Origin of the sequence: Mycobacterium cajalii (assembly GCF_045809005.2) — a bacterium.
Taxonomy (GTDB): Bacteria; Actinomycetota; Actinomycetes; order Mycobacteriales; family Mycobacteriaceae; genus Mycobacterium.
The window spans coordinates 1,349,546-1,361,736 of the sequence record NZ_CM141436.1 but is presented as its reverse complement, the minus strand read 5'-3'; the positions used below and the strand labels follow the sequence as shown (position 1 = coordinate 1,361,736).

At 69.1% G+C, this 12,191-nt stretch carries 15 protein-coding genes and 1 pseudogene; 9 read left to right on the top strand and 7 right to left on the bottom strand.

Translation table 11 applies throughout. From position 1 onward, the window contains the following. The first annotated feature begins 35 nt into the window (after window positions 1-35). The 3 genes and pseudogenes from ACJ512_RS06520 to ACJ512_RS06510 all read left to right on the top strand — a co-directional run bounded on the left by ACJ512_RS06520 (window position 36) and on the right by ACJ512_RS06510 (window position 2,224). Window positions 36-647, top strand: a complete 612-nt coding sequence (locus ACJ512_RS06520) for an acid phosphatase (RefSeq protein ID WP_407689740.1) — start codon at window positions 36-38, stop codon at window positions 645-647. Continuing rightward, window positions 644-1,744, top strand: a complete 1,101-nt coding sequence (locus ACJ512_RS06515; protein WP_461480000.1) for an isochorismate synthase — start codon at window positions 644-646, stop codon at window positions 1,742-1,744. The genes ACJ512_RS06520 and ACJ512_RS06515 overlap by 4 nt, the downstream gene beginning before the upstream one ends. Continuing rightward, window positions 1,741-2,224: pseudogene (locus ACJ512_RS06510) on the top strand (GNAT family N-acetyltransferase). Before ACJ512_RS06515 ends, ACJ512_RS06510 begins: the two are co-directional and overlap by 4 nt. Here the strand turns inward: ACJ512_RS06510 and ACJ512_RS06505 are convergent. Then, window positions 2,176-2,598 carry a hypothetical protein gene (locus ACJ512_RS06505; protein ID WP_461480099.1) on the bottom strand — a complete coding sequence of 141 codons (423 nt, stop codon included), beginning with the start codon at window positions 2,596-2,598 and terminating at the stop codon, window positions 2,176-2,178. The pseudogene ACJ512_RS06510 and the gene ACJ512_RS06505 sit on opposite strands and share 49 nt — an antisense overlap. 194 nt (window positions 2,599-2,792) lie before the next feature. Between ACJ512_RS06505 and ACJ512_RS06500 the strand changes: the two genes are divergently transcribed. Next, window positions 2,793-3,767 carry a diacylglycerol/lipid kinase family protein gene (locus ACJ512_RS06500; RefSeq protein ID WP_407689344.1) on the top strand — a complete coding sequence of 325 codons (975 nt, stop codon included), beginning with the start codon at window positions 2,793-2,795 and terminating at the stop codon, window positions 3,765-3,767. Window positions 3,768-4,034: 267 nt separating this feature from the next. Next, window positions 4,035-4,289, top strand: a complete 255-nt coding sequence (whiB1, locus tag ACJ512_RS06495; RefSeq protein WP_407689343.1) for a transcriptional regulator WhiB1 — start codon at window positions 4,035-4,037, stop codon at window positions 4,287-4,289. A 59-nt stretch (window positions 4,290-4,348) separates the two neighbouring features. Here whiB1 and ACJ512_RS06490 read toward each other — a convergent pair whose 3' ends face one another. Together ACJ512_RS06490 and ACJ512_RS06485 are read right to left on the bottom strand one after the other, a co-directional pair. Beyond that, on the bottom strand, window positions 4,349-5,851 hold the full coding sequence (locus tag ACJ512_RS06490; protein WP_407689342.1) for a sensor histidine kinase: 1,503 nt from the start codon (window positions 5,849-5,851) through the stop codon (window positions 4,349-4,351). A gap of 46 nt (window positions 5,852-5,897) precedes the next feature. Beyond that, the gene (locus ACJ512_RS06485; protein WP_040622133.1) at window positions 5,898-6,113 is read right to left on the bottom strand and encodes a biotin/lipoyl-binding carrier protein; all 216 of its coding nucleotides are present in this window, start codon (window positions 6,111-6,113) and stop codon (window positions 5,898-5,900) included. A gap of 207 nt (window positions 6,114-6,320) precedes the next feature. Here ACJ512_RS06485 and ACJ512_RS06480 point away from each other — a divergent pair, with 207 nt between their 5' ends. Further along, window positions 6,321-6,395: a 50S ribosomal protein bL37 gene (locus ACJ512_RS06480; protein WP_089025046.1), complete on the top strand. Its 75-nt coding sequence runs from the start codon at window positions 6,321-6,323 to the stop codon at window positions 6,393-6,395. 21 nt (window positions 6,396-6,416) lie between these two features. Here ACJ512_RS06480 and rsrA read toward each other — a convergent pair whose 3' ends face one another. Both rsrA and ACJ512_RS06470 read right to left on the bottom strand, forming a co-directional pair. Continuing rightward, window positions 6,417-6,773 (bottom strand): mycothiol system anti-sigma-R factor, encoded by a 357-nt coding sequence (gene rsrA / locus ACJ512_RS06475; RefSeq protein WP_407689341.1) that lies wholly within the window; start codon window positions 6,771-6,773, stop codon window positions 6,417-6,419. Next, window positions 6,770-7,426: a sigma-70 family RNA polymerase sigma factor gene (locus tag ACJ512_RS06470; RefSeq protein WP_407689340.1), complete on the bottom strand. Its 657-nt coding sequence runs from the start codon at window positions 7,424-7,426 to the stop codon at window positions 6,770-6,772. The genes rsrA and ACJ512_RS06470 overlap by 4 nt, the downstream gene beginning before the upstream one ends. 278 nt (window positions 7,427-7,704) lie before the next feature. Between ACJ512_RS06470 and ACJ512_RS06465 the strand changes: the two genes are divergently transcribed. Together ACJ512_RS06465 and ACJ512_RS06460 are read left to right on the top strand one after the other, a co-directional pair. Further along, a complete protein-coding gene (locus ACJ512_RS06465) occupies window positions 7,705-8,553 on the top strand; it encodes an SDR family oxidoreductase (RefSeq protein ID WP_407689339.1) in 849 nt (282 codons plus the stop codon). Between the two features lie 21 nt (window positions 8,554-8,574). After that, window positions 8,575-9,033, top strand: a complete 459-nt coding sequence (locus tag ACJ512_RS06460; RefSeq protein ID WP_407689338.1) for a YbaK/EbsC family protein — start codon at window positions 8,575-8,577, stop codon at window positions 9,031-9,033. Here ACJ512_RS06460 and ACJ512_RS06455 read toward each other — a convergent pair. Next, window positions 9,027-9,893 (bottom strand): 3-hydroxyacyl-CoA dehydrogenase family protein, encoded by an 867-nt coding sequence (locus tag ACJ512_RS06455; protein ID WP_407689337.1) that lies wholly within the window; start codon window positions 9,891-9,893, stop codon window positions 9,027-9,029. The genes ACJ512_RS06460 and ACJ512_RS06455 overlap by 7 nt on opposite strands. 135 nt (window positions 9,894-10,028) lie before the next feature. Between ACJ512_RS06455 and ACJ512_RS06450 the strand changes: the two genes are divergently transcribed. Beyond that, window positions 10,029-11,393, top strand: a complete 1,365-nt coding sequence (locus ACJ512_RS06450; RefSeq protein ID WP_461479999.1) for an HNH endonuclease signature motif containing protein — start codon at window positions 10,029-10,031, stop codon at window positions 11,391-11,393. Window positions 11,394-11,409: 16 nt separating this feature from the next. On the opposite strand, the gene ACJ512_RS06445 is transcribed toward ACJ512_RS06450, so the two are convergent. Further along, window positions 11,410-12,168, bottom strand: coding sequence for an SOS response-associated peptidase (locus tag ACJ512_RS06445; RefSeq protein WP_407689460.1), 759 nt, complete (start codon window positions 12,166-12,168; stop codon window positions 11,410-11,412). Window positions 12,169-12,191 lie beyond the last annotated feature (23 nt).

The window sequence follows — 12,191 nt, the reverse complement described above, 5'->3', positions numbered from 1 at the left end:
ACAGGCCCGGGTTCGCGTCGGGCAGAATCGGTCGCATGGGCTTGCACAACCACCGACTGGTCCTGCTGCGCCACGGGGAAACCGCGTGGTCCAAGTCCGGCCAGCACACGGGCCGGACCGATCTCGAACTCACCGGGAACGGCCGGGCGCAGGCCGAGCTCGCCGGACGGGTGGTGGCTCAACTCGGGCTCACCGAACCCGTCGTGCTCAGCAGCCCACGGCAACGCGCCGTCACCACGGCCACGTTGGCCGGGCTCTCGATCGACGAGGTGACCCCGCTGCTCGCCGAATGGGACTACGGGGCCTACGAGGGACTGACGACTCCGCAGATCCACGAATCGGTACCCGATTGGCTGGTCTGGACGCACGGATGCCCGGACGGGGAGAGCGTGGCGCAGGTCAGCGACCGCGCCGATCGGGCCATCGCGCTGGCGTTGGGGCACATGACCTCGCGCGACGTGGTGTTCGTGGGTCACAGCCACTTCTCGCGTTCGGTGATCACCCGCTGGCTCGAGCTGCCGCTCGTCGAGGGCAGCCGCTTCTGGATGGTCGCCGGTTCGATCGCCGTGTGCGGGTTCGAGCATGGCGTGCGGCAGCTCGCCGCGCTCGGGCTGACCGGTCGCGCGCAGGCGCTCGCGCACGGGTGAGCGCCACCGAGCCGCCGTTCGCGCTGTGCGGTCCGCGGGGGGCCCTGGTCGCCGACGGGGTGCGCGACCGGTTCTGCGACGTGCGCGCGGCTCGAGCGGCGCTGCGCTCCGGGTCGGTGCCGATAGTGTTGGGCGCGTTGCCTTTCGACACCGATATGCCCGCCGCGTTGCTGGCGCCGGGCAGCGTCGCGCGCAGCGAGGGCCGCCCCGACTGGCCGACGGGCCCGCTGCCGGCGGTGCACGTCGCCGCCGCCGTCCCGCCGCCCGCCGACTACCGCGACCGGATCAGCCGCGCACGCGAGCGGCTCCGCGCGCCGGGCGGCTCGCTGCACAAGGTGGTGCTGGCCCGCGCGTTGCGGCTGGCCGCGGACGCTCCCCTGGATGCGCGGGTCGTCCTGAGCCGACTGCTCGCCGCGGACCCCGCCGCCTACGGCTATCTCGTCGACCTGAGCGCCGCCGGTGGCGACTACCGCGGCGTCGCCCTGGTGGGCGCCAGCCCCGAACTCCTGGTCGCCCGATCCGGGGACCGCGTCGTGTGCCAGCCGTTCGCCGGTTCGGCCCCCCGCGACGCCGACCCCGAACGCGACGCCGCCAACGGCGCCGCCCTGGCCGGCTCGGCCAAGAACCGGCACGAGCATCAGCTGGTGATCGACGCCATCCGGGCGGCTTTGGAGCCGCTGTGCGACGACCTGATCATCGCGCCCGAACCCCACCTGAGCCGCACCGCGGCGGTGTGGCACCTGTGCACGCCGATCAGCGGCCGGCTTCGCGACAAGTCCACGACCGCAATCGATCTGGCATTGGCGCTGCATCCCACCCCGGCGGTCGGCGGCGTCCCGACCAAGGCCGCGACCGAGCTCATCGCCGAGCTGGAAGGGGACCGCGGGTTCTATGCCGGGGCGGTCGGGTGGTGCGACGCGCGCGGCGACGGCACCTGGGTGGTGTCCATCCGCTGTGCGCAGCTCTCGGCCGACCGGCGCGCCGCGCTGGCTCGGGCCGGCGGCGGCATCGTCGCCGAGTCCGACCCCGACGACGAACTCGACGAGACCACAACGAAATTCGCGACGATACTCACGGCTCTGGGGGTGCGTCCGTGACCACGGCGATTCGCGCGGCCACACCGCGCGACACCGCCGACATCACGGCCATGGTCCATGCGCTGGCCGAATTCGAGCACGATCCCGAACATAGCGCGGTCACCGAATTGCATATTTCGACAACAATTTTCGGGCCATTTCCGACCGCCCGCTGCCACGTCGCCGAAGTCGACGGCCAACTCGCCGCCATGGCGCTGTGGTGCGTGCGGTACACGGTTTGCGGCGGGGCGGGGGCCCACCTGGAGCGACTGTTCGTGTGGCCCCGGTTCCGCCGGCGCGGCGTGGCGCGCGATTCTGTCGGCGCTGGCGCGCGAATGCCTCGACAACGGCTACTCGCGGCCGGCGTGGGCGGTGCTCGACGGAAACACCGGCGCCATCGCCCTGTACGACCGGATCGGCGGGCAGGGCAGGCCGCGACGCGACTCGACCGCCTACCTGCCGTCCGGCTTCCGATTGGCCGAACTGGCCGGCCCGCGCTGATCGCCCCCGGCGGCCCAACGCACGCCCGGAGGGCTGAACACCAGCACCAGCACGCCCAGCGCCACCACCCCCGCCGGGATCCCGAAGGCCGGCCGATGCGAGCCCACCGCGAGGTACCACGACACGGGTAGCAGCAGCAGCTGGGTGACCACCGCGAGCCCGCGGGCCCAGCGCCTGCCGAGGGTCAGCGCGCGTCCGGCGGCCAGCACCACGCCGCCGACCAGGACGAACCACACCGCGGTCCCCAGCCCGTTGACCAGGCGCTGGTCGGCGCCCGCGATTCCCCGGACCACCAGCACCGCGGCCACCACCAGACCGGCCGCGCCCTGGGCGGCGACGATCACGCCCGCCGCCCGCACCACGGCCGGCGTCACCTGCCTGCTGGGGAGTGCCACGGCGCCAGCGTAGTCACCGGCCCCGCGCTCGCCCTCGCCGCGCCGCGGCTGGGAGGCACCTCCTCCCCGGGCCGTTTCACGGCCCGCATCGTCGCCGCGCCCGGCCACATCGCCCGCCTCCTCCCCGGGCCGTTTCACGGCCCGCATCGTCGCCGCGCCTAAGCTCAGTCGTCATGCGCGCCGTGCTGATCGTCAACCCCACAGCCACGTCCACCACACCCGCCGGCCGCGACCTGCTGACGCATGCACTCAAGAGCCGCCTGCAGCTCACCGTCGAGCACACCAACCACCGCGGCCACGGCAGCGAACTCGCGCAGGCGGCGGCGAAAGACGGCGTCGACCTGGTCGTGGTGCACGGCGGCGACGGCACGGTCAGCGGCGTCGTCAACGGCCTGCTCGGCCGCCCCGGTTCGCCGCCATCATGGCCCGTTCCCGCGGTCGCGGTGGTGCCCGGCGGCTCGGCCAACGTGCTGGCCCGGTCGCTGGGCATTTCCCGCGACCCGGTCGCCGCCACCAACCAGCTCATCCAGCTGCTCGACGACCACCGACGTCACCAGACCTGGCGGCGCATCGGATTGATCGACTGCGGCGAGCGGTGGGCCGTGCTCAACACCGGGATGGGCGTGGATGCCGAGGTGGTGGCCGCGGTCGAGGCCGAACGCGACAGGGGCGGCAAGGTCACGCCGTGGCGCTACGTCCGCGCCGCGGTCCCCGCGGTCTGGGGTTACACGCGCCGCGAACCGATGCTGACACTGGAATTGCCTGACCGGGCGCCGCTCCCCGGGGTGAGCTTCGTCTTCGTGTCGAATTCCAGCCCGTGGACCTTCGCCAACGAGCGGCCGGTGTGGACCAATCCCGGCTGCAGCTTCGAGTCGGGACTCGGAGTGTTCGCCCCCACCAGCCTGAAGCTGATCCCCACCCTGCGCATCGTCCGGCAAATGTTCGCCAAGCGGCCCAAGTTCGACTTGAAGAACCTCATCACCGAGGACGACGTCGCCTGCCTGCGGGTCACCGCAACCGGGGGCCCGGTCGCCTGCCAGTTCGACGGGGACTACCTCGGCACCCGCGAAACCATGACTTTCCGGGCGGTTCCCGACGCACTGTCGATCGTGGCCCCTCCCGCCAAGAACCGGCCCGACCTGCGATAACAGGGCACCAAGAGAAGACCGGGAAAAATTCCCGGGAGCGTAGCGGGTCAGTGTAGTACAACGGAGTAAGGGCTTGACTAAGAGTTCGTCAAAGTGAGATAGCCCACGAGCGAACGCACGCTATTGACTTCTGTTGAGCCTGTGAAACGATCAAAAGGTTGCATGCAGAAATTTACGTAGGGGTACGGAGTCTTTTTCTTCTGCACGCTGAACAGCCGAAGAAAATGCCGTGCGCCTTGCTGCGCACTCAGTGAGGAGTAACAACGTATGGATTGGCGCCACAAGGCGGTCTGTCGTGACGAGGACCCGGAGCTCTTCTTCCCGGTAGGGAACAGTGGCCCGGCGCTCGCGCAGATCGCTGACGCGAAACTGATCTGCCATCGGTGCCCGGTGACGACCGAGTGCCTCGCCTGGGCCCTGAACACCGGTCAGGACTCGGGCGTATGGGGTGGGATGAGCGAAGACGAACGACGCGCCCTGAAGCGTCGCAGCGCTCGGACGAAGGCCCGTAGCGGAGTTTGACCCAGTTTCACACGACAGTGCGGCCTCGACGATTGTCGGGGCCGCACTGTCGTGTGCGGCTACAGCAGCAGCCGGGCCCGACGGCCGATCGGCACCCGTAGCACCACGTCGGTGCCCTGCCCGGCCGCGGCCCGCATGCCGAGCGTGCCGTCCAGTTCGGCCGACACCAGCGTCCGCACGATCTGCAGACCGAGACTGTCGGACTTCTCCAGGGCGAATCCTTCCGGAAGCCCGCGCCCGTCGTCGTGCACCACGACATCCAGCCAGCGCGCGGAGCGCTCGGCCCGGATCGTCACCGAACCCTCCTGGACCGCGGGGTCGAACGCGTGCTCGATCGCGTTCTGCACGAGTTCGGTGATCACCATGATCAGCGCCGTGGCGCGGTCGGAGTCGAGCACCCCGAGGTCACCGACCCGGTTGATCCGGATCGGCCGGTCCACCGACGCCACGTCGTTCATGATCGGCAGGATCCTGTCGATGACCTCGTCGAGGTTCACCTGCTCGTCCACCGACATCGACAGCGCGTCGTGGACCAGCGCGATCGAGGAGACGCGACGCACCGACTCCATCAGCGCCTCCCGCCCCTCGGCGTTGACCGTCCGGCGGGCCTGCAGCCGCAGCAGCGCCGCCACGGTCTGCAGGTTGTTCTTGACCCGGTGGTGGATCTCCCGGATCGTGGCGTCCTTGGATATCAGGGCACGGTCGCGGCGCTTCACCTCGGTGACGTCGCGGATCAGCACCGCGGCCCCCTTGCTGGCGCCGTCGACGACGAGCGGCAGCGTCCGCAACAGCACCGTGGCGCCGCCGGCGTCGACCTCCATCCGCATGCTCAGCCCGCCGGCCACCAGGTCGTGAATGTGCTCGGCCACCTCCTGGGCCTCGAAGGGGTCGGAGATCAGCGGCCGTGTCACCTTTATCAGGTTGCAGCCCTCCAGCTTCGTCGTCAGCCCCATCCGGTGGTAGGCCGACAGGGCGTTGGGGCTGGCGTAGACGACGACACCGTCGACGTCGAGGCGGATGAAGCCGTCGCCCGCCCGCGGCGTCGAGCGGGACATGGCCACGTCGCCGACGTCGGGAAAGGTGCCCTCGGCCAGCATCCGCACCAGGCTCGTCGCGCATTCCCGGTAGGCGGTCTCGAGACGGCCGGATTTGCGACGGGCAGCCAACGCGTTCTGGTGCTGCGTGAGCACCGCCACCACCTGGCCGCCATACCGCACCGGGGACGCTTCGACGTGCGGTCCCAGCAACTGCCAGGACGTCTGGGGACCCGCATCGCGGTTCCGGACGGTCGCGCCGGAGGCGAAGCTCGCGGCCACCAGCGGCACCTGCTCGGCGTCGACGACGCTCGCCACCTCGTCGGCGTGCATGACGGTCGGCGCGGTGTTCGGCCGGCATTGCGCGACGCACACCAGCATCCCGTCGTCGCGGCGGACCCACATCAGGTAGTCGGCGAACGACAGGTCGGCGAGCAGTTGCCACTCCCCCACGACCGCGTGCAGGTGGTCCACCGCGTTGCCGGGCAGCATCGTATGCTCGGCGAGCAGGTCACCGAGGGTAGACATCGACAACTCCCGAGCCGTCCCGGCGGTGGATGCGCGGACCCAACGGCTAGCTGATGACGGCGATGAGGTCACCGGCCTGGATGACGTCGCCCACCGAGACGCTCACCTTGCTCACCGTGCCGTCGACCTCGGCCAGGACGGGAATCTCCATCTTCATCGACTCCAGCAGCACGACGATGTCGCCCTTGCCGATCTGGTCACCCTCGTTGACGACGACTTCAAGCACGCTGGCCACGATTTCGGCGCGAACATCCTCCGCCATCTTCACCTCATCCGTTCCGGCCGTCGGCGCACGCTGGCTGCCGACCCAGCAAGCTTCTGTCGCAAACTCATGTATATCGAACCACAACGCCGCCGGGGGCCGCGGCGCGCGGGCTGTTGGTCACGCATCCAGGCGGCGTGAGAGACTGTGGGACAACACGACGGGCGCCGAACGCCCGGTTTTCGACCAAATTCGGAGGTTACGACGATGGCCAAGCGTGGCCGCAAGAAGCGCGATCGCAAGTACAGCAAGGCCAATCACGGCAAGCGGCCCAACGCCTGAGCGTCCCGCGGGCCGGTGCCGCTACTGCATGTCCCGGATGATGGTGGTGCGGCGGATCTCCAGCCGGAGCCGCTCCCGCAGGGTGTCCGGGGCTTTCTCGCCTTGACATTTGGAGGCGATGAGCGCCTTGATCCGTTCCTCTAGCCCGTAGTGCTGGAAGCAACCGGGGCACGCCTCCAGGTGCTGGCGCAGCCTCGCGCGGGACTCCGGTGTGCACTCGCCGTCGAGCAGGGTCCACACCTCGGCGATGACCTCGGCGCAGCCGACACCGCCGTGGGCATGGTCGTTGGGGCACGAGCCGTCCTTGTCCGACAACTCGCTCGACGAGCGCCGCTCCTCCTCATCGATTCGCTCTACATCGTCGCCGGCGCGGCTCATGACGACACCTCCTCGTGCGCCTGTTGACCTCGATTGAAGCCCCGCTCTTTGGCCACGTCGGCCAGCAGACCGCGCAGCTGACGTCTACCACGGTGCAGCCGTGACATGACGGTGCCGATCGGCGTGTCCATGATCTCGGCGATCTCTTTGTAAGGGAAACCCTCGACGTCGGCGTAGTAGACCGCCATCCGGAATTCCTCCGGCAATGCCTGCAAGGCTTCTTTGATCTCGGTGTCGGGCAGCGATTCGAGGGCTTCGACCTCGGCCGAACGCAGCCCGGTGGAGGAATGCTCGGCGTTGGACGCCAGCTGCCAGTCGGTGATCTCCTCGGTCGGGTACTCGACCGGCTGTCGCCGCCTCTTGCGGTAGCTGTTGATGTAGGTGTTGGTCAGGATGCGGTAGAGCCACGCCTTGAGGTTGGTTCCGGCCCGGAAGGAACGAAAGCCCGCATAGGCCTTCACCATCGTCTCCTGCAGGAGGTCTTCGGCGTCGGCCGGGTTGCGCGTCATGCGCAGCGCACCGCCGTAGAGCTGGTCCAGCAGGGGAATCGCGTCGCGCTCGAACCGGGCGGTCAGCTCGTCGTCGGTCTCCGGTTCGGGCTCGGGAAGCTCCGGGGGCGTCGCGCCGTCCCGTCCATCTTCGAAGTCGGCCATGTCGATTACCCCGGTCCCTTCTGCTGCGGTGTCGCCGGACGAGACCGGAAACGCATCCGGACCCGCAAGAATGCGAGCCGACTGCCCGGCGCCCTGCGGGCTGCCCAACAGGCACGTCGCCGTTGACACCAGACTGCTCCTCCCAATCTAAAGGCTGCCCCCGACAGTGTCTGCGGGTGCTCGCGCGCATCGGAAACCGGGTGGTACAACAGCGCTGGCCGGAGCGGTATTTCCGAGGCTCCATCGGCACCGTCACAGCCGGAGGTTAGTGTGACGCCATGTCCCTGAACGGCAAGACCATGTTCATCTCCGGCGCCAGTCGCGGTATCGGCCTCGCGATCGCCAAACGCGCCGCACAGGACGGCGCCAACATCGCCCTGGTGGCCAAGACCGCAGAACCGCACCCCAAGCTGCCGGGCACGGTCTACACCGCGGCCAAGGAACTCGAGGAGGCCGGCGGACAGGCGCTGCCGATCGTGGGGGACGTCCGCGACCCGGAATCCGTCGAATCCGCGGTGGCCAAGGCCGTCGAGCAGTTCGGCGGCATCGACATCTGCGTCAACAACGCGTCGGCGATCAACCTGGGGTCGGTCCTCGAGGTGCCCATGAAGCGGTTCGACCTGATGAACGGGATCCAGGTGCGCGGCACCTATGCGGTGTCACAGGCCTGCATCCCGCACCTGAAGGGCCGCGAGAACCCCCACATCCTGACCCTGTCGCCGCCGGTGCTGCTGGAAAGCAAGTGGCTGAAACCCACCGCGTACATGATGGCCAAGTTCGGCATGACGCTGTGCGCACTGGGCATCGCCGAGGAGATGCGCGCCGACGGCATCGCCTCGAACACCTTGTGGCCGCGCACCCTGGTCGCCACCGCCGCGGTGCAGAACCTGCTCGGCGGCGACGAGGCGATGGGCCGGGCCCGCAAGCCCGAGGTGTACTCCGATGCGGCCTACGTCATCCTCAACAAGCCCGCCCGGGAGTACACCGGCAAGTCGCTGCTGTGTGAGGACGTGTTGCTGGAGTCCGGCGTCACCGACCTGTCGGTCTACAACTGCGTGCCCGGCGGGGAACTCGGCCTCGACTTCTGGGTCGACGGCGTCAACCCGCCGGGGTACACGGGCCCCTAGCGGGCGCCGGAGGGTTGCGGCGTGGCCCGCGCCGCCACACCGGGCATCGCCGCGCTGGTCGCCGCCGGCGTGCCGCACGAGGTCGTGCGCTTCGAGGCCGTCGCCGACCTGTCGGAGTCCGGCGACGTCGCCGCCGGACAGGTCTTCAAGACGTTGATCATCGCGCTGCCGGGCGAGTTGGCCGTCGCGGTGCTGCCGGTGCCGGAGAAGCTGTCGCTGAAGGCCGCGGCGGCCGCGCTGGACGCGCCCAGGGCCGTCATGGCCGAACCCGTTGCCGCCCAACGGGTCACGGGTTACGTGGTCGGCGGCATCTCCCCGTTCGGGCAGCGCCGGCGGCTGCGCACCGTGGTCGACACCTCGGCCCTGCGCTGGGACCGGGTGCTGTGCAGTGCCGGCAAGCGCCATTGGGACGTCGCGGTGGCCCCCGCGGACCTGATCCGGTTGACGGGGGCGGTCACCGCCGACATCGCAGTTCAGTAGGTGTAGAAGCCCTCTCCGGTCTTGACGCCGAGCTTTCCCGCATCGACATAGGCCCGCAACAGGTCTCGCGCCCGCGTGGGCAGGTACGGGAACTCTGCGGTGTAGTGGTTTTCGATGTCGAGGACGACGTCCAGGCCGACCTGGTCCATCATCTGGAACGGCCCGACCGCAACGCGCCAGTTCTCCTTGAACATGCCGTCGACGTCCTCGGGCCGGGCCACGCCTTCGGCGACGACGGCCAGCGATTCGCGCTTGATGGCCGCCCAGATGCGATTGAAGATGAATCCGGTGGACTCCCGGCGCACCTCGAAGGGCCGGAACCCGAACTCGGGCAACACCGTCAGCATCGTGTCCAGCACACCGCGAGCGGTGTGACCGTCGGACATCAACTCGACCGCGTTGATCCCGGGCGGCATGTAGAAGTGCGTGTTACACAACCGCGTCTTGTCGCGCACCCGTTCGGCCATCAGGCGCGAGGGCAACGACGACGAATTCGTCCCGAAGATGGTGTCCGGCGGCGCGGCCCGGTCGATCTGGCCCCAGACGTCGATCTTGGTTTCGAGTTTCTCTGGGACGGATTCGACGGCAAGCCAGGCGCCGTCCAGTGCCGCCTCCAGGGAGTCCGCGGCCGTCGCGGTACCGGGTTCGCCGAAGCCTCTGTCCGCCAACAACTTCGGGAGGGAGTCGGTCACGTACTGCGTGGCGGACGCGAGCTGCTCGGCGCGCCGGGCGTGAATCCGCACGGTTCCGCCGCGGCCGGCGAACATCAGCGCGATGCGACGACCGAGCGTCCCCGCGCCGATCACCGCGACCGGGCGGTTCTTGACGTCGTCGAATGCGTAAGGGTAAGAGCCAGTCACCCATGCATGGTAGGCGGCTCCCCGCGCCGGCGACGGAGGCGGCCCGAGCGTCGTGCGCCAAAAAACTTGCGTCACTTTGGTTTCTGTGGTCACAATCGGGGGTTTCTTGTCGGTGGGTGCCGATAGTTTGACGGTGTGAGTGTTGACCGGGAGGCGTTGGGTGCGGCGTTCGACGCGCTCGACGCCGACCTGGACACGCTGCTGGGGTTCGACTGCGATGCGTTGACCACCCCGGAGTTGCTGGCCTGGCTGGGCCGGGTGGAAAAGGTGCGCCGGCGCCTGCCCGCCCTCGAGCATGCGGTGATCAACACCCTGGCCCACCAAGCCACCCCGCAAGAGTTGGGCGGCAAACTCTCCCACGCCATCGCCGAGGCCACCCTGATCTCGCGTGCTGCAGCCAACCGGCGGGTGCGCGAAGCCGCCGACCTGGGCGAGCGCCACGGGCTGACCGGGGAACCCCTACCCCCGACGCTGGCCCAGACCGCTTTGCGTCAGCGCCAGGGCAGCCTGGGTTCCGAACACGTCACCGTGATCCGCCACTTCTGCCACCAGCTGCCCGGCTGGGTCGACCAACCCACCCGCGAACGCGCCGAAGCCGACCTGGCCCGCCACGGCACCCACATCCGCCCCGAACAACTCAGCACACTGGCCGAGCAACTCGACAACGCCCTCAACCCCGACGGCAACTACACCGACGAAGACCGGGCACGCCGGCGCGCACTGATCCTGGGCGCCCAGGGCCCCGACAAGATGTCCCGCCTGAGCGGCTGGATCACCCCCGAACTGCGCGCCACCCTCGAAGCCCTGTGGGCCAAGCTCGCCGCCCCCGGCATGTGCAACAACCTCGACGACAACCCCTGCGTTGACGGCACGCCGAGTCAGGACGCCATCGACCGCGACACCCGCGGCCCCGCACAGCGCCAACACGACGGCCTGCTCGCCGCGCTGCGCGCGATGCTGGCCTCCGGGGAATTGGGCAAGCACAACGGGCTGCCCGCCTCGATCATCGTCACCACCACCCTGGCCGAACTCGAAGCCGCCGCCGGACAAGCTCTCACCGGCGGGGGCACCATCTTGCCGATGAGCGACGTCATCCGCCTGGCCCGCCACTCCCATCATTACCTGGCGATCTTCGACCAAGGCAAAACCCTGGCCCTCTACCACACGAAGCGGTTGGCCTCACCCGCGCAGCGAATCGTGTTGTACGCCAAGGACCGCGGCTGCAGCGCACCGGGCTGCACCGTCGGCGGCTACTACTGCGAAGTCCACCACGTCATCCCCTACGCGAAATCCGGCACCACCGGCATCGACGACCTCACCTTCGGCTGCGGCGGCCACCACCCCATCACCGAAAAAGGCTGGACCACCCGCAAAAACAGCAAAGGCGACACCGAGTGGATCCCACCCAAACACCTCGAGCGCGGCCAACCCCGCACCAACACCTACTGGCACCCCGAAAAGCTCCTCCAGCACCGGGACGACGACGATGACGCGGCATAGCGGCAGCGGTGCGTGCCTACAGCAGCTTCATCTGCTCGGGCTGCGACTCGACCGGGTCGAGCAGTTCGGGTCCGTTGTTGCGGACGTTGTTGACCAACGTCGAGACCTCGCGCATGCGAATGCCGTGGACGTCGGGCGTCCGTGCGAGCAGATCTTCGTCGGCCGGGGCGTCCGGGTCGAGCCAGCGGTCCCAATCTCGTTCGGGCACCACCAGCGGCATCCGGTCGTGGATCTCGCCGAGTTCGCCGGGCGCGTCGGTGGTGATGATCGTGCAGCTCAGCAGCGGCGGCGCGTCGTTGACCGACTTCCAGACCGACCACAGCCCCGCCATGAACAGTGGCTCGCCGTCGTCGCGATACATGTAGAAGGGCGTCTTGCGCGACTTCTGACCCGCCTTCGGGTCGTTGACCCGCCACTCGTAGTAGCCGTCCATCGGGATGAGACAGCGCTTGCTCTTGGCGCTCGACCGAAAAGCCGGCGAGGTGGTGACCTTGTCGGCGCGGGCGTTGATCAGCATCGGGCCTTTGGCCTCCGGCGCCCCGTCGGGACCGGCTTTGACCCACGGCGGCACCAAACCCCAGCGCATCGATCGCACGCGGCGGGTCGGCTCGTCGTCGGGCTCGCTGTGCCGCGTGACGACGGTGGCGATGCTGGCCGTGGGCGCCACGTTGTAGTTGGGCGCCGCACCCCCCGCCGTCGCCGTGACCTCGTCGATCGCCTTGATCTTCTGGGCCAGCAGTGCCGGATCCGTCGTGACCGCAAACCGTCCGCACATGACTCCCATGGTGGCAGAACCGG